Genomic DNA, 23568 nt, shown 5'->3' with positions numbered 1-23568 from the left:
TCTCCAAAAAGTTTTTCATTCTTTTCTTAAAAATTAAAATCAAACAAATCTTACAGCCTCTAAGAAAAATGAAGTTTTACAAACTAAAAAATCCGCATATACTAGATTTTATTATTTTTCTACTCTACTTTATCGTTATATATTAATTATTCTTAAATAATTATTTTTGTGTATATATTCACATACTGTTTATGAATAAAATCTTAATTAGAATATTAATTCTATTATTTATCTACAGAAAGAACGTTTTCTTTAGTTTATTTACGCTAGAATTTTTAAGAACAGAAGAGAAATTCGAAACTATTTTCTACAAGATTTTCACTTTTATATGTATGAATAAAAAGCTGATTCCCGTCTTTTATTTCCATATTTTTTATTTTATTTAAAAAATCAACAATACAATCAATGTATATTTCAAATTATTTATTGAAAGTGAAATATTTTTTATTATTCAAATATATATATTAGAGTGCAATTTTCTGGCATATGTACGCCACTACAACAATATAAATCATATTTATCATTTGTTTTGTTATACTACACAATAAAAAAAATACTCTTCAACAAATCTTGTATTACAACAGCTTTGTTATTTATGGTAATTTAGTATAAACTAAGAATTTTTAGCAGGTTTTAAGGTAAACATGCTTATTTTGTAGAATTGGGGTGATGAATGTATAAAAGAAAGCTAATAGCTATCGCTCTTTTATATGTCTATGAAAAATATATCTTTACGTCTAAAAATGTTTATTTTTTCATTTATTATTGTCCTTTTTTCTATAGCAACAAGTGGTGCTATCATGATCCATAACCTTTCGGGTGCATTTGAGAAAGAATTTGGAGCACGAGCCATTGCTATTGCGAGAACCGTTTCACAACTGACAGATGTACAAAATAATGTTGGGAAACCGAATGGATTTGAAGTTATTCAACCCATTGCAGAGAGAATTCGTTTAACAACTGATGTTGATTATATCGTGATTATTGATATGAAGAAAATCCGCTATTCTCACCCTTCTGAGAGCAAACTTGGCACAGTTTTTGAGGGTGGAGACGAAATAGAAGCTTTTTCACAGCATGAATACATATCAAAAGCTCAGGGAGTGCTTGGCTATTCCATCCGTGCATTCGTTCCTATAATGAATGAAGAAGGTACACAACAAGTTGGTGTTATTACAGTTGGGTTACTCACCCCAAAATGGTACAACCTACTAGATGAATATCAATTTGATATATTGATTTCTCTTTTTTGGGGACTAGCTATTGGATTAGGTGGTTCAGTCTGGGTGGCTAATCACCTAAAGCGTCAAACATTTAATTTAGAGCCATACGAAATCGCTCGCTTAGTGGAAGAGCGATCTGGCATTATACAGGCAATGGATATTGGTATATTAGCAACCGACGAAAGAGGTAATGTATCATTTATTAACCGCCTCGCAAGGCAATATACTCATTTCTTTGAACAGAGTATTTCTCGCAAAGAATTATTTAATGGGACATGGCTTGCGGAAGACATTTTACAGCAGCATGAAATATATAGACCTCTACTTATACATGACCAGATGTATTTAGTACGCACCTTCCCTATTCGAATTTTAGATCAAAATGCCGGATATCTTATAATGTTAACGGATCGTAAAGAGGCAAATATGTTAGCTGAAGAATTAACAGGGATTAAAATGCTTGTGGATTCCTTACGAGCTCAACAACATGAATATATGAACCGTTTACATAGTATTGCAGGATTAATTCAACTAGATCGTAATGATGAAGCTCTGAGTCTTATTATTGATGAAATTACGGATGAAGAGGAAATTATACAAATTTTACATGATAAAATACTTGATTACTCAATTCAAGGTTTACTACTTGGGAAGTACTCGCGAGCAAAAGAACTCGGCGTGGAACTGACCATTGATGATGATTCAAAGCTAGCCGATATTATGAGCGGTTTTTCTAGTGGTGATTTGGTAACTATAATTGGAAATTTGCTTGATAACGCGATGGAAGCATGCTTTGAATGTACGTATAAAGATGTACGATTAACGTTAATTGGCGATAAGCATTATCTATATATAGAAGTACAGGATAGTGGCTTGGGGATAATAGGTTTACCGCAACGAATTTTCGAATATGGTTTTACTACCAAACAAAAGGAAGGACATGGTATTGGCCTTGCACTTGTTAAACAAATTGTAGAATCTAATAACGGAAATATACAAGTTGAATCAACGGTCAATATCGGTACAAATATTACTATTGAGGTAGGGGTGATAGAAGAACAATGAGCAAACTTTCAGTTTTTATTGTAGAAGATGATCCAATGGTGCTTGAAATAAATAAAGGTTTTTTAAATAAAATGATTGGTTTTCAGCTTGTAGGCGAATCTATCACTGGTCGTGATGCTTACGAAAAAATTAAAGTGAAAAAACCAGATTTAATTTTACTAGACATGTTTTTACCAGATATGACCGGTATGGATTTATTTTTAAAACTCCGTTCAGAAAGGATTCCCTCAGATATTATTCTGATAACTGCTGCGCGAGATGCACCGACTGTTCAAGAGGCTTTACGATTTGGTGCAAGCGATTATCTCATTAAGCCCTTTCGCTTCGAACGTTTTGAAAAAGCTTTACAGCAATATAAAAATAGCTCTAAATTGTTTACTAATTGCACAGCCTTCAATCAAGAGGATATTGATAGTTGGCTAGGTATACAACAAGAGTCAAATGAATTACCTAAAGGCTTAAACAATTTAACGATGAAACAAATATTAGATTATTTAACAACATATCGAGTAGCTATAACCTCCGAGCAGCTGGCTCAAAATGTTGGAATGGCAAGGGTCACAGTTAGGAAATATTTAGATTTTTTAGCAACTAAAGGAACCGTTAGCATTGAACTACAATATGGAACAGTTGGACGACCAACGAAATATTATTCCATAAAATAGTTAAGCATAAATAGTTATTAAAATAAAAACTCATATAGAATCTGCTATTTTTCTTATTATGCATAGGTTTATGATGCTTTACTATGCACATTAATAAAAGAAAAGTAAGCAGATTCTTTTTTCTCTAGCAATTATCTTGTATTATAACAATTTATCAATATAACTAATTGTTATATACCATAAATACCAAAATGTTCATTATAACCATAATATTGAATATTTATTCGTATAAAATACAATAGAAAGCGTTCACATCTTATACAGTTAGGAGTGAATTAACATGTGGCGTAACCCTATAAAAGTACTTTTCTTAAACTTATGTTTTTTAACCATCCTCATAGGTTGTCAACAGCAGACCTATCCAACTGACAATGAGCAATTAAGTCATGAAGAACAAATTGTCATTCGCTTTTCACATGTTGTTGGTGAAAACACCCCTAAAGGAATGGCAGCAATTAAATTTGCAGAGCTTATTAAGGAACGAAGTAATGGTCATGTAGAAATTCAAGTTTTCCCGAATGGTGTACTGTACAAGGATGGTGAGGAGATGAATGCTCTTTTAAGAGGAGATATTCAGATGATTGCCCCTGCCATTTCAAAAATTACTACGTTTGTACCCGAATGGTCTGTCATGGATTTACCTTATGCATTTAAAAATGCACAAGAAGTTCATACATATGTTGAAAGCGAAGTTGGACAATCATTAATGAAGAGATTAAATAAACACAATCTAATCTCGATGGGCGTATGGGATAGTGGCTTTAAACAGTTAAGTAATAGTATTCGTCCCATCCAAAACTTAACTGATCTACAAGGTTTACGCATGAGAATAATGCCAAGTGATATTTTAGCAGAGCAATTTTCCATTGCCGGTGCCTATCCTAGACGAATTGATTTTAATACGGTCTTCCATCAACTACAAAAAGGCAATGTTGATGGGCAAGAAAATACGCTCACTAATATTACAAGCAAAAATCTACATTCACTTCAAGATTACTTAACTATTAGTAATCATGGTTATCTAGGCTATTTGTTATTAATGAATAATGAATTTTGGAATTCCCTCCCTAAAAATGTACAGGAGCTTTTGATTGATACTCTTGAGGAAGTACAAAAATGGGAGTGGCAACAAGCAGAGAATTTAAGTACGGAAAGACTTCAGGAAATGGAAGCATGTCAATGCATACAAATTCATTATTTAACGGAGGAAGAAATAGAGGATTGGGAGAACGCCTTTAAACCTGTATACGACTATTATGCAGAAAATTATGGTTTTAAATATATTGAGGCACTTCCTAAAAATCAATTTCATTAACTAGGGTTTAAAAGGTTGCCCTTTTAACTATAAATATAAATTTTAGGGGGATATAGAATGAAAAAATGGCTTTTCATGTCATTCATGGCTTTGCTTTTACTAGTACTTGCGGCTTGTGGTGGCGACAAAAAAGAAGCAGCTTCTGCTCCAGCAGCTGAGGGAGATGGTGGCTACACCAAAGAAAAACCTCTTGTTATTAAATTCTCTCATGTAACTTCAATTGATAGTGTTAAAGGTAAAGCAGCTGAGGCATTTGCAAAACTAGTGGATGAAAAAACAGAAGGTAAAGTGAACGTTGAGGTTTATCCATCCTCACAACTATATGGAGATAATGATGAATTAGATGCCTTAGTATCAGGAAATGTGCATATGATTGCTCCTTCTGTAACGAAAATGGTAAAAATCGATCCTCGTTGGCAATATGTTGATATGCCATACCTTTTTGAAAATCAAGAGCATGCTCGTAAGTTCTTTAATTCAGATGTTGCAAAACTGATTCTAGAATCTGACCAACTAGCAGCTAACGATATTAAAGGTCTCGTGTTCTGGGAAAATGGCTTTAAACACTTTTCCAATAACAAACATCCACTTGTGACAGTGGACGATTTTAAAGGACTAAAATTCAGAGCACAAGCAGGTAAAGTTTTAGAATCGCAGTTTAAAGCTTTGAATGCTGGTTCTGCGACCATTGCATTTGGTGAAACGTACGCTGCCTTACAACAAGGAACAGTAGATGGACAAGAAAACACATTTAATAACTTTGATACTCAAAAATATCAAGAAGTTCAAAAATACTTCTCCGTATCTGAACATGGTCGTCTAGACTATGCTATCTTTGTAAACAAAACATTCTGGGAAAAAATACCTTCAGAGCTATTGACAGCAGTTGAAGAATCATTAAATGAGGCAACAACGTTAGCTTGGGATTTAGCTGCGGAAGAAAACGAAAAATCATTCGAAAACATTAAAAACTCTGGTATTGAAGTCCTTGAGCTATCAGATGCTGAAAAAGAAGCCATCAAAAAACAACTGGAACCAGTTTATGAAGAGTTTACTGATGTTATCACAGAAGAACTAATTAATGGTATTCGTGATTTAAAATAAACATGGTTCTTAAAAAAACTTACTATTCCAACAATTAGTTGATGTAAGGAATAGGAAATCGCAACAATTTCTTGGGTATTCTTTGTTAGGAAGTTGCCCGTAGTAGTGAGTTATCGTCAATATCAATAATTTTATTAGTATATCGCTTACTTACAAACGGGTGCTAAGAAGCTCACTTCAAACAGCAACATTTACAGTGGGAATAAAAGCATCCGTTTTTAACTTTAAATAAAGGAGGCTACAACATGAAGGCCGTTTATAAAATATGGGGCTACTTAGAAGAAATTCTTGCTGGAATTTTTTTCGTAGCAGGTGTCGTGCTCATTTTTTATGGGGTTATTATGCGCTACATATTTAATGAACCACAAGCATGGGTAGAGGAATTAGCACGCTATTCTATAATTTGGGGTACATTTTTGGGGTTTGGCTTAGCCCTTCGCCACAATCAGCATATACAGGTGGATATTCTATATGACAAATTAAAGCCATCGAAAAAACGTCTATTAGATTTAGTAGCAACAGGCTTGAGCATCGCCTTTTGCTTAATTTACACGTACTATGGTTTTGTTTTAGTGGAAAATCGCTATACATCTGGTATGGTTTCACTTGATATCGGGATTCCAATGTGGATTGTATATTTAGTCCTACCTCTTTCAGGTATTTTATTTTTACTAAGATTCGTAGAACGATTAGTTAATATTCTACGAGGAAAGGATGAAGAATATGCTAATCCTCTTACTTAGTTTCTTTTTGCTATTATTTCTACGCGTACCTGTTGCTATTAGCTTAGCACTTTCGACAATTCTAGTGTTCTTCCAAATAGATTTTAATATGAATATGATTCCACAGCGCATTTTTACTGCATTAGATTCCTTCCCTATGATGGCCATCCCAGGATTCGTGCTGGCTGGCGTATTAATGGCGCGCGGTGGGATATCAAAATATTTAATTGAAGCTTTACGTGCATGGATTGGGCACCTTCCAGGTGGTCTTGCAGTTGTTACAATTGTTGCATGTGCTATTTTTGCCGCTATTTCAGGCTCTTCACCTGCCACAGCAGCAGCAATCGGCTCTATTATGATCCCTGCAATGATTTCAGCAGGCTATAAAAAACGTTATTCCATGGGACTTGTGGCAGCAGGTGGTACATTAGGAATTTTAATACCACCGAGTGTTCCACTAATTATTTATGGTATCACCTCGGAGCAATCAATTGGTGAGTTATTTATGGCTGGGGTTCTTCCTGGATTAGCTTTAACAGGAATTTTAATTATTGCTGCTATCGTTTATGCGAAACGCAATGGATTTAATGGAGATCAACCAGCTTCTTGGGAAGAACGTGGGCGTAAATCTTTAAAAGCCATTTGGGGAGCATTTTTACCTTTTTTAATTTTAGGAACAATCTATTCAGGAGTTGTGACACCAACTGAATCAGCGGTGATAGCTGTTTTCTATGGTCTTATTGTATCCTTGTTTATCTATCGTGAAATGAAGCTAAAGGATTTCCGCGAAGTATTAGTAGAATCTATTAATATTACCGCTATGATTTTCTTAATAATAGGTGCCGCTTCGTTATTTGGACTCTATTTAACAAATGCACAAGTACCACAGCAAGTGGGTGCATGGATTGCAGAAAGTGATTTAAATAAGTGGATTTTTATGATAGTTGTCAATATTTTGTTCTTTATCATGGGTATGTTCTTAGAAGCCGTCTCCATTATTCTAATTACTTTACCAATTTTATTACCAATCCTTGCACACTTCGATATAAATTTAATCCACTTTGCCATTATTATGACGATTAATATGGAATTAGGAATGATCACTCCACCAGTTGGATTGAATCTCTTCGTGGTTAGCGGTATTGCAAAAGAAAAACTTGGGGAAGTGGTAAAAGGCGTTATACCGTTTATCATTTTAATGATTATCTTCTTAGCACTTGTTGTCTTAATCCCACAACTTTCTCTCTGGTTACCAGAGCAAATGAAATAAGGTTTTAAGATGGGCATAAATACAAAGGGTTATTCAATAAGAGATCGCTCTTTTTGGACAATTGTCATTAGTTTGGGCGGGGCTTCTGTTTTTGTCTTTGCAGCAATGTATTCTGTTCAGCCCCTGCTCCCCTTCTTTACAGAGCAATTTCATATTTCTGTATCCGTTGCAAGTCTATCCGTATCTATGACTACTCTATCAGTAATTCTTGGATTAATCGTGCTAGGTTTTTTATCAGATCGTTATGGAAGAGTTTTGTTCATTCATTTATCCATAGTTTTTACTATCATACCTTTTTTTTTCATGCCACTAACTGATTCTTTTTCTACTATTATTTTATTACGCTTTATTCAGGGCTTTGCTATTGCAGGTGTACCTGCAGCAGCACTTGCCTATCTTAGCGAAGAAATTAATCAACAATCAATGGGCTTTGCCACTGCATTATATATTTCTTGTAATGCACTAGGCGGAACAATTGGTAGACTCATGATGGGGTATGTCACTGAATATTTTTCATGGAAAATGGCATTTGTTTCATTAGCCATTATGGGGTGCATCGTTATGGTAATTGTCTGGTGGATGCTACCTAAATCCAAAAATTTTTCGGTACAACAGCGTACGATTCAACAGGATTTACAAGGCTTTTGGTTTCATTTGAAAAACCCTCAATTATTGATGCTTTTTGGATTAGGAGTTATTTTACAATTATCCTTTACTGGAGTTTGGTCATTTATTCCCTATTACTTAACAGCGCCTCCTTTTCTATTATCTTTACAAAGCATTTCTTTTATTTTTTTAGCCTATGGTTTAGGTATTATTGGTTCGCCTATTGCTAATGCACTTGCAGGAAAAGTTGGATTACATACCATTCGAACATTTGGTGTTTGTTTATTAACTGTGGGAATACTTTTTACATTAAGCAAGTCACTTTTCATTATTGTAATTGGACTTTGTCTAGCATGTTTAGGTTTTTTTACTGCTCATGCATTAACTTCCTCATTGGTAAGTCGGCTAGCTCTTTATCAAAAAGGAAGCGCCTCTAGTCTATATTTGGTCGCTTATTACCTTGGGGTGGCCTCTGGAAGTACAATACTAAGCCCTGTTTGGTCATTATTTCAGTGGCATGGTATCGTAATCATTACTGCTTTTCTGCCAATAACATACCTATTTATTTTAAATTCGCTACAGAAACAGCAAAAAAGAGATGTACTCAAAAAATGAGCATCTCTTTTTTTGCTAATTCATTGTTTTTTTTACAAGGACAATTGCTTTAATTTCTTTATAATAAATACACAACAAAATTCCTACTAAAATTAATAAAGAGCCATATATTTGAACACTTGTAGGGAATTGTTTTAAAAATACAGCACTCAATAGCATGGCTATAGCTGGCTCAAAGTTTAACAACAACGACGCATTTGTTGAGCCGACCTCCTTCATTTTTTGATTCCACATTAAATTGCTTACCCCATGAATAATAATCGCTGATAAGATGAGCAAAAACCAGTAGGGTACTGCAACTTGCCAATTCGTCTGCGGCAAAATAGTAAATGAAAACGGCACAAGCACCAGTAAACCTATTAAATTTGTATAGAACGTAATCGACTGGGCTGACATTTTCAGACTAAGATGATTGACAATAATGAGGAACAAAGCAAAGCTTAGCATTGTAATTAAGCTCAGCACCTCACCCTTACCGATTGAAATGGTGATAAGTGCCCCTTTTGTAATGATGAGGCCAACACCAACAAATGATAGTATTGCACCTAGCCAAAATATGCCGTTACGTGATTCATGATAGATCATTTTATTCAGCAGAGATGTGACAATCGGTGCACAGGCTAATATTAAAGCCGCAGTGATAGGAGAAGTGTGCTGGAGACTAGCATAAAAGCTATAGTGATTAATGGAAACGCCCAGTATTCCTGCAAGGATCAATAACAATAAATCATTTCTTGTAAATGTTGTTCGGTAGATTGCTTTCCAACTAATCCCTCCTAAAAAGAGAACAATGACAATCAATCTAAAAATGGCAACCGTTAAAGGATCCCAATGTTCAATTAAAATAGAGCCAATAATGAAGTTACTGGCCCAAAAAAATACACAGCTAAATAAAATCATATAGATTGTTAGTTGTTTCATATTTTATCGCACCCGCAAATAAAGAGATTTCTACATAAGTAATGGCAAATCTACTTCCCTTTCCTTTATTCATCTTTCCTATTAAAACATAAGTATAGCAAACTAGAAAATTTCTAGTTTGCTATGTTATCTAAATAAGGGGGATTTAGATTTATGCTTAATTGATAAACTTTCCTTTAGACATAACCACTCGGTTGGATGGTTTACGTGCAATAACTTCCGCGCTTGATACTGCGTCAAAGAATACAAAACTTGCTTCGTCCTTCACATTCGGCCAAACCTTCTGACCATTTGCATCTAATGGCGTGACACCACTTGTAATATATTTTAATGTTTGTCGAATAGAGCGTTCGTCAAGTTTACGAGAAATATCTGCAAAAGTAGTCGCTTTTTCTAAAATATCTCCTGAGCCATTAGGACTCCAAGAATCATAAAAGCCGTCACAACCAAAATGGACATCCACGCCGTGCTCTGTTAGTAATTCAATCGGTGGAATTAATCGTCGCAAATCAAATGGCACCGTTGACATTATTTTTACTTGTTGTTGTGCTAAACGATCTGCAATTTTATGTTGCTCCATGATTGATACATCACCAAGTGAAAAGGCATGACTTATTGCCGTTCTCCCCTGATATTTGGCATCCTCCACGATGTCTATCCATTTATCGATTGTATAATACCCAACATGTCCACCATCATGTAAATGAATATCGACATCAACATTAAATTCCTGTGCAATATCCATCACTTCATAAAGAGAAGGCTCGATCGAGTTATCGATGCCAGCTGGATCTAGGCCGCCAATCATCGTCGCTCCATTGCGTAAAGCTTCACGCAATAATTTAGGGACATCATCTCTTAGTAGACCATGCTGTGGAAAGGCAATGACTTCGGATGTCACGACATCTTTATAATCGTCCAATGCCGCTAGTACACCTTCTAAATTTTTTAATCCAATGTATGGATCGATATTGACATGTGTACGAATATGATTCGCACCATTCTTAAGGATTTTTTCAATCATTGCAGCCGCACGTTGTTTACCTGTTGTAGCAAGAACGGATAACTCTTGTGCTTCACGATCAAGTCGTTCCTTTAAATTCTTTACGGGCACACAAGCCTTCCACGGTAAAGATAAGTATGTTTTATCTAAATGATTATGCATTTCCTTAAAGGCAGGTAATAGCAGCTTCCCTTTCATATCTGTGACTTCGTTTTGAGAATCGATTGCGTCTGTTGCGGGTACAATTTGCGAAATGAAGCCATCTGTAATTTCAAGGTGAAAAAGCTCCACTTTCGTTCCAACTGTATCATTTTCCTTTAGATATTCTCCTGTTTCAAGTAGAACATTTGTAAGCCAGTGCTTCATCTGAATTCTCCTTTCAACTCTCCTACATCCTGTTGGTGAATCATTTTGCCTTGTGAAATGACCGTAGTAATTGGGCATCTTCTTGCTATCACATGTGCAGTGCTCACGCCATCCACTAACAGCATATTCGCTTTATCACCAACTTGTGGCCAAACACGTTCTCCTACATCATTCAATGGTGTGATACCACCAGAGGCGTATTTCCAAGCTCGACTTAATGAATATTCATCAATAAAACGGAATCTCTCCGCCATGACATTTAATTTCATAATCGTATTACCAGTACCATATGGTGACCAATGATCTGTTAAGCTATCATGTCCCACAGATACCTTTACACCATTGTTATAAAGATAAGGAATTGGTATTGTCGAACGGTTCAAATCGATTGGTACAGTTGTTGTTACATCCATTTGTACCTCAGCCATGGCTTGAACTAAATTTTCTAACCGTGACTGTTCTAAATCAGCAAGTGCCATCGCATGGCTAATTGTGACTTGACCTTCTTTTTTCGCCTGTTTCGTTAACTCAATCAGTTTATAAAATTCAAATTCGCCTAGTGTGTTCGCTGTGTGAATATGAATATCGATCCCTGCATTATAGTCTTGTGCAATACCCATCGTTGTTTGCAATGACTTTTCGATATTGCGATCTACAATGGATGGGTCAACGCCTCCAACAAGCGTTGCTCCCATCGCCATTGCCTCACGGATTAGTCCCTCTACATTGGAGCGTAATAAGCCATGCTGTGGAAAGGCTACAATATCATAGGTGATTTGATCTTGATAGTTTGCTAAAACCTGTTTTGTAATTTCAATATGCTTTGTCCCAATTTGTGGGTCAACATTACAATGTGAACGAATATGTGTGTGTCCTTGGGAAATGAGCCACTTCACCATTTCCTCAGCTCGATAAGCAGCTGTCGGCAATTGTTTAGGTAGTAGTGTTCTTTCTTCTTCAATGCGTGTTAAAATCCCTTTAGTAATGGGTCTTGGTGCCTGCCATTCTCCGCCGAAATACGTTTTATCAATATGAATATGCATTTCTCGGAATGAAGGGACTAATAGTTGCTGTTGTGCATCTATTACTTCTACATCTTCATCAGCCACTATATCCTTATCTACTTGTTGAACATGTCCATCTTCGATTAGAACATCATAAATACCTGTACGAGTAGCAACAATGTGTTCATTTTCGCGCTCATATGCTTCTTCTAATCTCACATTTTTCAGCAATAGTTTACTCATAGTTTCCTCCCAATTGGTATTTTTTCGTCTATCACCAAATTTGATTACTCTACAATTTCAACGCCACTGATCATCGTGTAGTTAGATGCATCTAACCAGAAACCTTTTACAGCATTGCTGTAAACTGCTAAATGCTCATAGTTACGCACTGGAATATACACAGCTTCGTCTAACTCGATTTGCATTGCTTTTTTGTAGATTTCATTACGTGCCTCTTGGTTTGCTTCAGAACGCCCTTGCTCAATTAGCTTGTCTACTTCTGGATTTGAATAGTAGAAATGGTTTCCTGGAGGCCCCATAGATGCAGTGTGGAATAGATTGTATTGGTTATAATCAGCATCACCCGTTGCATTACCCCAACCACTAATAAAGATTTGATGCTGTTCTTTCGTAATTTCAGAAATAAATGCACCATACTCCATTACTTGAATATCAACATCTAATCCGATTCCTTTTAATTGAGATTGAATAACCTCCGCCATGTTGATACGCTCTTTACGGTCACTTGTCAGTAATTTAACTTTTGTTCCCTCTTGAACGCCAGCTTCTTTTAACAATTCTTTAGCCTTCACTACATCATAGTCATACGGTTTCGTTTCACTAGAATATCCAATAATTTTTGGACTCATTGCAGAATTTGCAAGTGTTCCTACATTATCATAAATACCGCTAATAATTGCTTCACGGTCAACAGCATAGCTAATAGCTTGACGTACTTTTACATCAGATAATAACGTATCTTTCACGTTGAATCCGATAAATTCTACTGCTAGTCCTTCTGCACGGAATAAATTCATCGTTGAAGAATTTTCAATACGATCAATCTCTGTTACAGGTACTTGTTCAGCAATATGTGCTTCTCCACTTTCAATCATTGCTAGACGAGTAGAATCCTCTGGTACAACTTTAAATGTTACTTTATCTACTTTCGGTACAGTCCCCCAATAATCTTTATTCGAAATTAAAGTGATTTCTTGACCAGATTTCCAAGTTTCAAATACAAATGGGCCTGTCCCTACTGGATGAGTTGCTAATTCGTCCGCTGCTTCAGCAATCGCTTTCGGGCTCATCATGCTACCCTCTTGACTGGCTAAAATAGATAGAAGCGGAGCATATGGTTCTTTTAATTTCAACGTTACAACATATTCATCATCTACCACTACTTCACTAATCATAGATAATTTATCACGCTGTGGTGATCCAGTTGCAGGATCTAGAATTCGGTCAAATGTCGCTTTTACAGCCTCTGCATTAAAATCTGCTCCATCATGGAATTTAATGCCTTCATTTAATGTAAATGTCCAAGTGACTTCATCTTTTTGCTCCCACTCTTTTGCAAGTAATGGAACAATTTTACGATCTCTATCAAAAGCGACAAGTGTTTCATATACCTTGCCATGAATAATATTTGCTGATGGAATATCTGTAATAAAGTGAGGATCAAGACTTGTCGCATCTGCTGCTCTTAGAATAACTAATTCTCCTCCTACGCTTTTTGATCCCTCTTTGGAACCTTCTGTACTATTATTGCTAGCAGTAGAGCAGGCTTGCAGAATAAGTACAGTTATTAGTGCCATGAATAAAAACAACTTCATTTTCTTCATCAACATTTCCTCCTTGTGTGATTTGTTCCTTACATTTCGAATTATAAAGAAATAAAATTCACTTGTTTTTTAAAATTTTTACGTGTTTTTTAAATTTTCTGACTAATAAGCCATAAAATATTTACATTCTTTACGCTTTTCACTAAATTGAAATCAAATCAAATAGAAAAGGAGTATTCGATATGAATAAAGTAACAACTACTATTGATCATTCTGTTTTAGTGAATGCACGCAAGGCATCTAGAAAAAAGAATCTTGTTTCTTTCCTAAACAAAATCAAAAAGAATAAAGCAGCTGTCGTAGGAGGCATCATCATTCTTCTATATATATTGATGTTTCTTATCGGGCCCATTTTAGCCCCTTACGATCCCTACGACGTACAATTAGATCAAAAATTACAAGGACCAAGCGTTGAACATCTAATGGGAACGGATGACAAAGGGCGAGATATTTTAAGTCGAATTTTATATGGATCACGTTTATCAATTGGTGTTGGTATTTCAGCTGTTTTATTCGGTGGTACAATCGGCACTTTCTTAGGTCTTATTGCTGGCTATTATGGCAGATGGGTTGATTCTATTATTAGTAGAATTTTAGATATCATGCTTGCGTTCCCAGGTATTTTGCTAGCTTTAGCGATTGTTAGTGCATTGGGGCCGAGCCTTATCAATGTCACAATTGCTGTTGGTTTTTTCTCTATTCCTATGTTTGCTCGTATTGTACGTGGCTCAACAATGGAGGTTAAAAAATTAGAATATATCGATGCTGTCAAAACACTTGGAGCAAATGATATGACGATTTTAATTAAGCATATTTTTCCAAATATTTTATCACCTATTATTGTACAAGCATCAATGCGCTTAGCAACCGCTATTCTATCTGCAGCAGGACTATCATTCTTAGGTTTAGGTGCTCAGCCACCATCTCCTGAATGGGGTGCCATGCTTTCTAACGGACGAGATTTTCTATTTACCGCTCCTTATATGGCGCTATTCCCAGGTATTATGATTTCTATACTTGTATTAGGCTTTAACTTATTTGGTGACGGTTTACGCGATGCGCTAGACCCAAGAATGAAAAATTAAAGGAGAGAAGACACATGACATTATTTATCTTAAAACGACTAGCTCAAATTATTCCTGTAACACTTGGTGTAACGCTTGTTGTTTTTCTAATTATGCAGATGATTCCCGGAGACCCAGCGATTATTTTAGCAGGAGAAGGAGCTTCTCAAGAAACGGTTGCAGAATTACGTGAAAATTTAGGGCTCAATAAACCATTAGCAGTTCAATATACAGACTATATTAAAAATCTTCTACAAGGAGATATGGGTAACTCTTTAAAAAATAATCAACCAGTATTCGAGGAAATTACCTCCCGATTACCGATTACCATAGAGCTAGCCTTTTATAGTATTTTAATCACCATTGTTCTGGGGCTTATTGCGGGTATTATCTCCGCTATCCGTCCTTATTCTTTGATGGATGTAGGATTAATGGTTGTCGCTTTATTAGGGATTTCCCTTCCAAGCTTCTGGTTAGGAATTTTATTAATGTATGTATTCTCTGTACAGTTACACTGGCTTCCTGTAGCAGGCTGGGATAGTGCCAAACATATTATTCTACCAGCTGTCACACTTGGTGCTGGTGGAGCTGCCATCGTCGCTCGTATGACTCGCTCTAGTATGTTAGAGGTTGTAAACCAAGACTATATACGAACAGCGAAAGCAAAAGGCTTAAAAGGATACATCATCATTTTAAAGCACGCATTACGCAATGCCTTGATTCCAGTTATTACAGTAGTAGGCTTACAGTTTGGTAGTTTACTTGGCGGAACAGTTTTAGTTGAATCGGTTTTCGCTGTAAACGGATTAGGACGAATGATTGTAGATGCCATTCGAACACGTGATATACCAGTCGTACAAGGTGGCGTTCTTGTTGCCTCGTTAATATTTGTTTTCATTAATCTTTTTGTAGACATATTGTACCGATTCTTTAATAAACGAATGGATTTAAACTAAGGAGGGGAAAAACGGATGAAACAAGAAACCGTGTTGGAAGTAAAAAATTTACAAACCTATTTTTATTCGAGTGAAGGGGTTGCCAAAGCTGTCGATGGGGTATCCTTTACTCTTCAAAAAGGAGAAACACTGGGCATTGTTGGTGAATCTGGTTGTGGAAAATCCATGACTTCCCTGTCATTACTTCGTTTAGTACCATCGCCTCCTGGTAAAATCATCAATGGCGAAATTTTATTAAATAATACAGACATTTTGAAGCTCTCAGATGAAGAGCTACGTAAAATTCGGGGCAATAAAATATCGATGATTTTTCAAGAGCCTATGACAAGCTTAAATCCTGTATTATCCGTTGGAGAGCAAATTGCTGAATCCATTCGATTGCACCAAGGCTTCTCACGTAAAGAAGCATGGCAAAAGGCTGTCGATATGATTCGCCTAGTTGGGATTCCTGCACCCGAAAAAAGAGCGAAGCAGGAGCCTTATCAGTTAAGTGGTGGGATGCGACAGCGCATTATGATTGCCATGGCACTAGCGTGTACACCAGATGTGTTAATTGCTGACGAACCGACAACTGCCCTTGATGTAACTATTCAAGCTCAAATTATTGATATTATTCAAAACCTGCAAAAACAACTAGGCATGAGCATTATCTTCATTACCCATGACCTTGGTGTTGTAGCAGAAATCTGCGATAAGATTGCTGTTATGTATGCGGGACAGGTTGTAGAAGAAGGCACAACAGAAAGTCTTTTTGAAAAACCGCTACACCCTTATACAAATGGATTAATTCAATCATTACCAAAGCTATATGAAGACCAAGAAGAATTATCTACTATTCACGGAACTGTCCCAAGTCCCTATAATTATCCAATTGGCTGCCGTTATGCAGAACGTTGCCCATTTGCTACAGATTTATGTCGTGAACAACAGCCTGAGCTTTTGACTGTAGAGCAAGGAAAAAAGGTAAGATGCTGGATGTACAGTAATGAATGGCAAGGAGAAACACTTATGAAGGAGCTGACAGTATGACAACAGCGCAACATACACAACCACTATTACAAGTAAATGATTTAAAGCAGCATTTTTTCTTAAAAAAAGAAAAGCTCTTCGGTCCACAGCAGGTTGTAAAAGCTGTGGATGGGGTGTCTTTCGACATCATGCCTGGTGAGACGCTCAGTATTGTAGGAGAATCTGGCTGCGGAAAATCAACAACTGGTCGTTCTATTTTAAGATTAGATGAGCCTACTGCTGGAGAGGTATTATTATTCGGTAAAAATCTAGTGAATATGAACAAAAAAGAGCTTCGTGCTGCACGCAAGGACATTCAAATTATTTTCCAAGATCCCTATGCGTCCCTTAACCCACGAAGAACCATTCGTAAAATGTTAACAGAGGCCATGTCTATTCAAAAAATTGTACCACCTGAGCATCAAGAAGCACGCATGATTGAATTAATGTCTCTTGTCGGGTTACGTCCTGAATACTTAGAGCGTTATCCACATGAATTTTCGGGTGGTCAGCGTCAGCGGATTGGTATTGCCAGAGCCCTTGCTGTTAATCCTAAAATTATTATTTGTGATGAGTCTGTTTCTGCCCTAGATGTTTCCATTCAAGCTCAAATACTAAATTTACTAAAACAACTACAAAGAGATTTAGATTTAACCTTTTTATTTATCTCACACGATTTAAGTGTTGTTCGACATATTTCAGACCGTATTATGGTGATGTATCTTGGAAAGGTCGTAGAAATTGCTGATAAGCATTCCCTTTTTACTCAGCCACATCATCCTTATACAAAAGCACTGTTTTCTTCTATACCTGTTATTGATAAGCAGTATCGTAAGGAGCGCATTATTTTAAAAGGTGACTTACCATCACCTCTTAGTCCCCCTACTGGCTGTAGCTTTCACACACGTTGCCCATTCGCAACGGATAAATGTAAAGCAGAAGTGCCAGCACTACGAGCGATCACTGCAACACATAAGGTAGCTTGCCATTTCGCAGAAAATTTAGTTTAATGTATCTTACACTTACAAAATAAACGGAGAGGTCATTATGTTACAACCAGAAACCTTCAACATATATATTCTCCTATGTGTAATTGCTCCAATTATTGGAGCTTTTCTGCTTACTTTTATATTTATTTTCGAAAAGCAAATCGATAGCCTTGAGGAGGAAAAAAGAAATTTAGAGCTTGAGCAGGATTTACAAAGAGCAAATATTCTCCAGTTGAATCAGCAAATACAGCCACATTTCTTTTTTAATGCATTAAATTCATTATTAAGCCTAGCTCGCATCAATCGTAAGGAAGATTTGGTTGCGGGCATTGAGGCTTTGGCAACATTTTTTAAATTTAAATACAATAATCATGAGGTGTTAATTGCGTTAAAGAACGAGATACAATTTGTCGATAGTTATTTAAATATTCAACAATTGCGATTTGGCCATCGTTTGACTGTAAATAAATATGTTGATGATGAAGCACTATCCGTCCAAATACCACCTTTTATTCTGCAGACTATTATTGAAAATGCCTATAAACATAGCTTTGAAAAACATATAGGACAGGCAGAGCTATCCATTACAATCAAAAAAATGGATAATAGCTTATTAATTGAAATTAAAAATACACAGCCTTTAGAAAAAATAGAAATGACTACTGAACAGGTAGTAGACGAACTGCAGCAAGGTTATGGGCTCGAAAATATTAGAAAACGGCTTGAGCTCATTTATGGGCTCGAAAATATTTTATTCTCGATTCAAAACAATGAACAGCATTACACTGTTACCATCCATGTTCCCGCTTAGGCATTCTATCAACTGGAAGGAGAAAGGAGTATCTCGCCATGAATATTTTAATCGCAGATGATGAGCCATTAGAGCTTGAGCAAATGATTTATTTATTAAAGCCACATTTTCCGAATTGGACCTTCCATACTGCCCAAGATGCCTCACAAGCTCTGCAATTAGCTAAGAAGCACCGTATGACTATCGCCTTTTTGGATATTCAAATGCCTGGGAAAGATGGAATCACGTTGAGCAAGGAATTAAAAGCGCTTTATGAGGTAGACATCATCATGGTAACAGCTTATCAAACCTTTGAATATGCCCAACAAGCATTGCGTATCGGGGTAAAGGATTATCTTACAAAACCAGTCATTGCAAGTGAATTAGATGCTATTGTGGAGAAATATAAGGTGTGGAGTTCTAACCATGATGCGATACAAAGCGCACTTTCCTATATTCATGAAAACTATTATGAAAAACTGAGTCTCAATATTATTGCTGAAAAAATTCATTTGAATCCAAGCTATTTAAGTCGTAAATTTTTGGAGGAGCAGTCTATTGGCATTAATGAATATATTAATAATTATCGCCTAGAAATGGCTGTAAAGAAAATCAATGAAAATCTAGACACAAGTATGTCTGCAATTGCTGAGAGCTGTGGTTTTAATAGTCAGCACTATTTTAGTGTTGCGTTTAAGAAAAAATATAATCAATCACCACGTCAATATAAATCCTCTAAAATGAGTAAAGGTCTTTCATAATATGCTAAGGAAGTTTTCATTGCTTGTTCCATTTGCAAGTTTAAGCACAGCAGCAGGAGTCATTATTCTTTTAGCGAGATGGATTAATGGTAATTTATTATTGTCCTCTCCCTCAGCCCTTATTTCTTTTGGTTTTATGGCGGGCATTTGTTATACACTAGCAACAGCTATTTCATTTATCATACTTGGTTCATTGCTGAATAAGAGCGATTACACACAAAATCAGCATACACAAAGCTTTTTGCTCTTTACCATACAGCGTAAATTGTCTGGAATGAATTTAAAGGTTATACGTCTATTTTACTTGTTAACAGGTATTGAACTTTGGCTTATTCAATTAATAAGCATTAGTGTATTGTCTGAAATTATGTTAAATATTCCAGTCCCTATTACACTTTTTTTCTTTTTAATCGGCATCTTACTTCTTGACCGCATCATGTCAGTGAAAAGTATACTATGGTTGGAAATTTTATTTATTATTGCTCTTTTTTCATTACTTATTTTTATCCCTATTTATTACTTTGTACTAAATGGGGCAAGCACCGTATATGAGGGTATTCGCTTATATCACCCTTATTTATTTTATTTTAAAAATAGCGAAATTCTGCTGTTCTATGTCATTATTCAACTTGCTGTTTTAGGACAAGTATTTTTTGATAAATCAACATGGTATTTAATTGCCTTTATAAAACCTAAAAAAGTACGTAGCAGTCTGTTTTCCTCTGGTGTAATTTTAGCGTTATTAACGCTATCATTTACGGCAATTTTAATGATTGCCCTATATAGCGGATCATTTGGCCAATTCCAAGTACTGATTTTTACGTTTTTATATGAAGTACAACCAGGCTTTCTGACATTTGCTTTTCTCGTCATTGTCCTATTAGCCATTGTCACAACCTTGCTTGTAGACATGCGGGCAACGAAACGTTTTTTTGTGACGAAAAGACCCTATTATTTCTATTTGATTGGCCTGATGATTATTTTATTCACCTGTTTCTTATCTATCGATTTAACGATTTTAGGTGTTATTTATTCTTTTGCCTTTCTGCACATTACCATGCTACCGTTTGTGTTAATCCTTTTATTTACGAATCGCCATATTCATAAGCATAGCTGGCTTGTCATCCTGCTATCCATCATCATTGGAATTGGTGTTGGTTTAAGCTTTAATACGCTTTACGGATTAGCTACCAGCTTTATGATCTCGAGTATTTATCAATTAATGCTTCAGACTGAAACGATGGAAAAAAATACCTGAACTCGAGATTATTCGGGTTCAGGTTTATAAGTTATTTAACTGATATAAAATAAAAATAGGATTAGTGATAGCAAGCCAACAATGGCCGAACTAATGGAAAGATAATGTCTTTTTTCCTCTCGACCATAGTAATAGTCAATGAAATTAGAGCTGAAAAGGCTGACAACTAAATATCCTCCAATGATAACAGTAAATAAAATCCACCCTTTAATTATGATCACCATGAGCATCATGGTATTCAAAATTTTAATAGCCCAAACAGCACGTCTATGATGACTATTGACATACTCCTTTGGTATATTAAACATTTTCCTCATTAGTTTATCGCCAAGCATTTGGATAGCTAGAAAAATAACTAGCATAACGATTAAACCTGACATTCCAAATTTAGCATCATCATTGAGAATAAGATCTAAATAAGCCTTGGCCAAATCTTTATTTTCTACTTTATAAAATGAATTGTTGTCATAATCAACAATTCCGATATCCTCGTCGTTTATGAACATTTTCAGCTTCATAACCTGACCTTTTTCAAATTCTACCCAGACATCACGTTGTAATCTAAAAAAAGTACGCTCATTCATTTGAGTCACTGTAGCTTGCTGTAATAGTTGTTGTAATAACACTTTTTCTGAACTTTGCTCCATTACTCGTTGTCCAATGACCCACCCAGGTCTTCCAGCCTTAAAGATCTCCTCATCCGAATTGTAAATTATTGTATATTTCTTTATTGATTGCTGCTGTGCTAATTGAACAATTGAAGCATGTTGCGTTTGCTCTATCTGCCCTAATGGACCGATTTCTATTATCAATAGAAACATAACTATCGTGCCTATGATAATCAAAGGATATGACCAGCGTCTTGTCTTTTTTGTTTGCCGCACTTGCCGTAAAATATCCTCCTGTAAGGATTTCGTAAATCGTGGTGCTTCGCCAAGTTCTTGATCCAATTTCTCTTTAAAAGTTGTCATTCATTAACACCTCCCACTTACTATTCGCTAATTTTTCCTGTAACATTTTTCTTGCTCGATGCAATCTGGTTTTAACTGTATTTTCTGCACATGTAAGAATATCTGCAATTTCTCTAACCTTTAATTCCTGATAATAATAAAGGATGACGACTTCTCTATAAGTAATAGGTAACTCAAATAAAGCATTTGTTAATGTTGTCCGTTCATCCTGTGCTAATAGCATCGTTTCTGGTGTTCGTTTACTTGCACCAATATGCAATTTTTCCAACAGTTGATGGCGTTTATTTTTCCAGCTTCGCAAATAATCATGACTTTTATGTACAGTTATTTTAACTAAATAGGTCTTTAGAGATGCTCTTTGTTCAAAGCGATCCTGCTGCAGATAATAAGAAAAAAAGACATCCTGGACTATTTCTTCTGCCATCGCCCAATCCTTTACATAAAGATAAGCCACTCGTAAGCAATATTCTCCGTGTTCTTCCATAATGGCCACTAAATGCTCACTCATCCAAACACCTCCTACAAACATTCACCCTATAGTCGTAATCCGAACTTGGTTGGTTTCAAAAAAAATCGAAAAGTTTCGTTAACATGAAGGTCATAAAAAGAAAAAATCCTCACACAATAAGAGGGTATTTTTTATGAATAGTAACTCCTAAAGAAATAACCTACATTTTTAAGAGTGAATTTATTTGTATGCCATGTTGCATACTTTTTTTCTTTTATCTATTGAATAACTAGCAAAAAAACTGTTATAGTGAGATTGTTTGTCTGACGTCTGACTAATTAAGATCTTTAGCTGTTCTTCTGAAATTGGAACATCAGGACAAAATATCACAGATACTTATGGAGGAACTTATGAGATACTTAATATCCTTTTGTGGATTGTTACTAGTTTTTGCCTTAGCTTTATTAATGAGTAAAAACAAAAAAGAAATAAAATATAAATATATAGTGATTATGTTGATCATCCAATTTTTATTGGCAGCTTTACTACTTAATACAACGGTCGGCTATGTGCTAATCAAAGGAATCACCAAAGTGTTTGATCACTTATTGTCCTATGCAAATGCAGGTATATCCTTTGTTTTTGGTGGCTTAGCAAATGAAGGCGAATCACCCTTCTTTTTAACAGTTTTATTACCGATCGTCTTTATATCTGTTCTGATTGGGATCTTGCAGCATTTTAAAATTCTTCCTTTTCTGATGAAATGGGTAGGTTTATTTTTAAGTAAAGTAAGTGGCATGGGGAAATTGGAATCCTATAATGCTGTTGCTTCCGCTATGGTAGGTCAATCCGAAGTGTTCATAACTGTTAAAAAGCAATTAGATAAGATTGCACCACAACGTATGTATACATTATGCGCTTCTGCTATGTCGACTGTTTCGATGTCAGTAGTTGGAGCTTATATGACGATGATTGAGCCAAAGTATGTTGTTACGGCCATTGTATTAAACCTGTTTGGTGGATTTATTATTGTTTCCATCATTAATCCATATACTGTGGATGAAAAAGAAGATATCTTAACAATTGAAGATGAACAGAAGCAAGCGTTCTTTCAAATGATTGGCGAATATATTATGGATGGCTTTAAAGTAGCCATCATTGTTGGGGCAATGCTTATTGGTTTCGTAGCATTAATGGATTTAATCAATTCATTATTCGATATGATTATCGGTATATCTTTCCAAGAAATATTAGGCTATATCTTTGCGCCAATCGCTTTCCTAATGGGTATCCCATGGGCAGATGCTGTGGCTGCTGGCGGTATTATGGCAACCAAATTAGTAACAAACGAATTTGTTGCTATGATTAACCTTGGCGATGTTGCTGAGTCCATGAGTGAACGTACATTAGGTATTATTTCTGTATTCCTCGTATCTTTTGCCAACTTTTCATCGATCGGGATTATTTCGGGAGCTGTAAAAGGTTTGAATGAAAGGCAAGGGAATGTCGTTGCTCGATTTGGACTAAAGTTGTTGTACGGTGCTACACTCGTAAGTATCCTAACAGCTATTATTGTGGGATTGATTATTTAATTGTA

The 23568-nt window shown here is 35.8% G+C and carries 21 protein-coding genes; 15 read left to right on the top strand and 6 right to left on the bottom strand.

Annotated features, from left to right (window positions below; all coding sequences use genetic code 11):
* Window positions 1-800 precede the first annotated feature (800 nt).
* From B3D98_RS07310 to B3D98_RS07280, 7 genes are all read left to right on the top strand, one after another.
* Window positions 801-2288: an ATP-binding protein gene (locus tag B3D98_RS07310; RefSeq protein ID WP_083225408.1), complete on the top strand. Its 1488-nt coding sequence runs from the start codon at window positions 801-803 to the stop codon at window positions 2286-2288.
* Window positions 2285-2953 carry a response regulator gene (locus B3D98_RS07305; protein WP_066038081.1) on the top strand — a complete coding sequence of 223 codons (669 nt, stop codon included), beginning with the start codon at window positions 2285-2287 and terminating at the stop codon, window positions 2951-2953. The genes B3D98_RS07310 and B3D98_RS07305 overlap by 4 nt, the downstream gene beginning before the upstream one ends.
* Before the next feature lie 280 nt (window positions 2954-3233).
* On the top strand, window positions 3234-4268 hold the full coding sequence (locus B3D98_RS07300) for a DctP family TRAP transporter solute-binding subunit (protein WP_066038082.1): 1035 nt from the start codon (window positions 3234-3236) through the stop codon (window positions 4266-4268).
* Window positions 4269-4325: 57 nt separating this feature from the next.
* The gene (locus B3D98_RS07295; protein WP_066038083.1) at window positions 4326-5372 is read left to right on the top strand and encodes a DctP family TRAP transporter solute-binding subunit; all 1047 of its coding nucleotides are present in this window, start codon (window positions 4326-4328) and stop codon (window positions 5370-5372) included.
* A 245-nt stretch (window positions 5373-5617) separates the two neighbouring features.
* The gene (locus B3D98_RS07290) at window positions 5618-6115 is read left to right on the top strand and encodes a TRAP transporter small permease (RefSeq protein WP_048391136.1); all 498 of its coding nucleotides are present in this window, start codon (window positions 5618-5620) and stop codon (window positions 6113-6115) included.
* Window positions 6096-7364: a TRAP transporter large permease gene (locus B3D98_RS07285; protein ID WP_048391134.1), complete on the top strand. Its 1269-nt coding sequence runs from the start codon at window positions 6096-6098 to the stop codon at window positions 7362-7364. Before B3D98_RS07290 ends, B3D98_RS07285 begins: the two co-directional genes overlap by 20 nt.
* Window positions 7365-7373: 9 nt before the next feature.
* Entirely contained in the window at window positions 7374-8585 is a 1212-nt protein-coding gene (locus tag B3D98_RS07280; RefSeq protein ID WP_288582082.1) for an MFS transporter, read from the top strand.
* Between the two features lie 15 nt (window positions 8586-8600).
* Here B3D98_RS07280 and B3D98_RS07275 read toward each other — a convergent pair whose 3' ends face one another.
* The 4 genes from B3D98_RS07275 to B3D98_RS07260 all read right to left on the bottom strand — a co-directional run bounded on the left by B3D98_RS07275 (window position 8601) and on the right by B3D98_RS07260 (window position 13726).
* Entirely contained in the window at window positions 8601-9506 is a 906-nt protein-coding gene (locus B3D98_RS07275; RefSeq protein WP_288582080.1) for a DMT family transporter, read from the bottom strand.
* A 157-nt stretch (window positions 9507-9663) separates the two neighbouring features.
* Entirely contained in the window at window positions 9664-10875 is a 1212-nt protein-coding gene (locus B3D98_RS07270) for an amidohydrolase (RefSeq protein ID WP_048391128.1), read from the bottom strand.
* Window positions 10872-12122 (bottom strand): amidohydrolase family protein, encoded by a 1251-nt coding sequence (locus B3D98_RS07265; RefSeq protein WP_066038087.1) that lies wholly within the window; start codon window positions 12120-12122, stop codon window positions 10872-10874. Before B3D98_RS07265 ends, B3D98_RS07270 begins: the two co-directional genes overlap by 4 nt.
* A 44-nt stretch (window positions 12123-12166) precedes the next feature.
* A complete protein-coding gene (locus B3D98_RS07260; RefSeq protein WP_288582076.1) occupies window positions 12167-13726 on the bottom strand; it encodes a glutathione ABC transporter substrate-binding protein in 1560 nt (519 codons plus the stop codon).
* Window positions 13727-13908: 182 nt separating this feature from the next.
* Here B3D98_RS07260 and B3D98_RS07255 point away from each other — a divergent pair, with 182 nt between their 5' ends.
* Genes B3D98_RS07255 through B3D98_RS07225 form a run of 7 tightly spaced genes read left to right on the top strand, consistent with a single transcriptional unit; the run spans window position 13909 to window position 20552 of the window.
* A complete protein-coding gene (locus B3D98_RS07255) occupies window positions 13909-14811 on the top strand; it encodes an ABC transporter permease (protein WP_048391122.1) in 903 nt (300 codons plus the stop codon).
* A gap of 14 nt (window positions 14812-14825) precedes the next feature.
* A complete protein-coding gene (nikB, locus tag B3D98_RS07250; protein WP_048391119.1) occupies window positions 14826-15746 on the top strand; it encodes a nickel ABC transporter permease in 921 nt (306 codons plus the stop codon).
* Window positions 15747-15761: 15 nt separating this feature from the next.
* Window positions 15762-16775: an ABC transporter ATP-binding protein gene (locus tag B3D98_RS07245; protein WP_288582074.1), complete on the top strand. Its 1014-nt coding sequence runs from the start codon at window positions 15762-15764 to the stop codon at window positions 16773-16775.
* Window positions 16772-17764 carry an ABC transporter ATP-binding protein gene (locus B3D98_RS07240; RefSeq protein ID WP_048391115.1) on the top strand — a complete coding sequence of 331 codons (993 nt, stop codon included), beginning with the start codon at window positions 16772-16774 and terminating at the stop codon, window positions 17762-17764. Before B3D98_RS07245 ends, B3D98_RS07240 begins: the two co-directional genes overlap by 4 nt.
* 37 nt (window positions 17765-17801) lie before the next feature.
* Window positions 17802-18554: a sensor histidine kinase gene (locus B3D98_RS07235; RefSeq protein WP_115674326.1), complete on the top strand. Its 753-nt coding sequence runs from the start codon at window positions 17802-17804 to the stop codon at window positions 18552-18554.
* Between the two features lie 38 nt (window positions 18555-18592).
* Window positions 18593-19294: a response regulator transcription factor gene (locus B3D98_RS07230; protein ID WP_115674327.1), complete on the top strand. Its 702-nt coding sequence runs from the start codon at window positions 18593-18595 to the stop codon at window positions 19292-19294.
* A 19-nt stretch (window positions 19295-19313) separates the two neighbouring features.
* Window positions 19314-20552 (top strand): permease, encoded by a 1239-nt coding sequence (locus B3D98_RS07225; protein WP_244205718.1) that lies wholly within the window; start codon window positions 19314-19316, stop codon window positions 20550-20552.
* A 35-nt stretch (window positions 20553-20587) separates the two neighbouring features.
* Here the strand turns inward: B3D98_RS07225 and B3D98_RS07220 are convergent, their stop codons facing one another.
* Both B3D98_RS07220 and B3D98_RS07215 read right to left on the bottom strand, forming a co-directional pair.
* Window positions 20588-21523: a DUF4181 domain-containing protein gene (locus B3D98_RS07220; protein ID WP_288582071.1), complete on the bottom strand. Its 936-nt coding sequence runs from the start codon at window positions 21521-21523 to the stop codon at window positions 20588-20590.
* A complete protein-coding gene (locus B3D98_RS07215; protein WP_115674329.1) occupies window positions 21510-22031 on the bottom strand; it encodes a sigma-70 family RNA polymerase sigma factor in 522 nt (173 codons plus the stop codon). The genes B3D98_RS07220 and B3D98_RS07215 overlap by 14 nt, the downstream gene beginning before the upstream one ends.
* Window positions 22032-22381: 350 nt before the next feature.
* On the opposite strand from B3D98_RS07215, the gene B3D98_RS07210 reads away from it, so the two are divergent.
* A complete protein-coding gene (locus tag B3D98_RS07210) occupies window positions 22382-23563 on the top strand; it encodes a NupC/NupG family nucleoside CNT transporter (protein WP_048391105.1) in 1182 nt (393 codons plus the stop codon).
* Window positions 23564-23568: the final 5 nt, after the last annotated feature.

It is taken from the genome of Lysinibacillus sp. UBA5994, assembly GCF_002429725.1.
GTDB lineage: Bacteria > Bacillota > Bacilli > Bacillales_A > Planococcaceae > Lysinibacillus > Lysinibacillus capsici.
Note: the sequence above shows the minus strand (reverse complement) of the source record. Positions and strands in the feature narration are given on the sequence as shown.

Bases quoted from the DNA above. Each gene is read 5' to 3' on its own strand.
- B3D98_RS07300 (WP_066038082.1), top strand. From the start codon at position 3,234: ATGTGGCGTAACCCTATAAAAGTACTTTTCTTAAACTTATGTTTTTTA.
- B3D98_RS07215 (WP_115674329.1), bottom strand. From the start codon at position 22,031: ATGAGTGAGCATTTAGTGGCCATTATGGAAGAACACGGAGAATATTGC.
- B3D98_RS07230 (WP_115674327.1), top strand. From the start codon at position 18,593: ATGAATATTTTAATCGCAGATGATGAGCCATTAGAGCTTGAGCAAATG.
- B3D98_RS07280 (WP_288582082.1), top strand. From the start codon at position 7,374: ATGGGCATAAATACAAAGGGTTATTCAATAAGAGATCGCTCTTTTTGG.
- B3D98_RS07285 (WP_048391134.1), top strand. From the start codon at position 6,096: ATGCTAATCCTCTTACTTAGTTTCTTTTTGCTATTATTTCTACGCGTA.
- B3D98_RS07220 (WP_288582071.1), bottom strand. From the start codon at position 21,523: ATGACAACTTTTAAAGAGAAATTGGATCAAGAACTTGGCGAAGCACCA.
- B3D98_RS07295 (WP_066038083.1), top strand. From the start codon at position 4,326: ATGAAAAAATGGCTTTTCATGTCATTCATGGCTTTGCTTTTACTAGTA.
- B3D98_RS07255 (WP_048391122.1), top strand. From the start codon at position 13,909: ATGAATAAAGTAACAACTACTATTGATCATTCTGTTTTAGTGAATGCA.
- B3D98_RS07275 (WP_288582080.1), bottom strand. From the start codon at position 9,506: ATGAAACAACTAACAATCTATATGATTTTATTTAGCTGTGTATTTTTT.
- B3D98_RS07310 (WP_083225408.1), top strand. From the start codon at position 801: ATGATCCATAACCTTTCGGGTGCATTTGAGAAAGAATTTGGAGCACGA.
- B3D98_RS07270 (WP_048391128.1), bottom strand. From the start codon at position 10,875: ATGAAGCACTGGCTTACAAATGTTCTACTTGAAACAGGAGAATATCTA.
- B3D98_RS07290 (WP_048391136.1), top strand. From the start codon at position 5,618: ATGAAGGCCGTTTATAAAATATGGGGCTACTTAGAAGAAATTCTTGCT.
- B3D98_RS07265 (WP_066038087.1), bottom strand. From the start codon at position 12,122: ATGAGTAAACTATTGCTGAAAAATGTGAGATTAGAAGAAGCATATGAG.
- B3D98_RS07245 (WP_288582074.1), top strand. From the start codon at position 15,762: ATGAAACAAGAAACCGTGTTGGAAGTAAAAAATTTACAAACCTATTTT.
- B3D98_RS07305 (WP_066038081.1), top strand. From the start codon at position 2,285: ATGAGCAAACTTTCAGTTTTTATTGTAGAAGATGATCCAATGGTGCTT.
- B3D98_RS07260 (WP_288582076.1), bottom strand. From the start codon at position 13,726: ATGAAGAAAATGAAGTTGTTTTTATTCATGGCACTAATAACTGTACTT.
- B3D98_RS07240 (WP_048391115.1), top strand. From the start codon at position 16,772: ATGACAACAGCGCAACATACACAACCACTATTACAAGTAAATGATTTA.
- nikB (WP_048391119.1), top strand. From the start codon at position 14,826: ATGACATTATTTATCTTAAAACGACTAGCTCAAATTATTCCTGTAACA.
- B3D98_RS07235 (WP_115674326.1), top strand. From the start codon at position 17,802: ATGTTACAACCAGAAACCTTCAACATATATATTCTCCTATGTGTAATT.
- B3D98_RS07210 (WP_048391105.1), top strand. From the start codon at position 22,382: ATGAGATACTTAATATCCTTTTGTGGATTGTTACTAGTTTTTGCCTTA.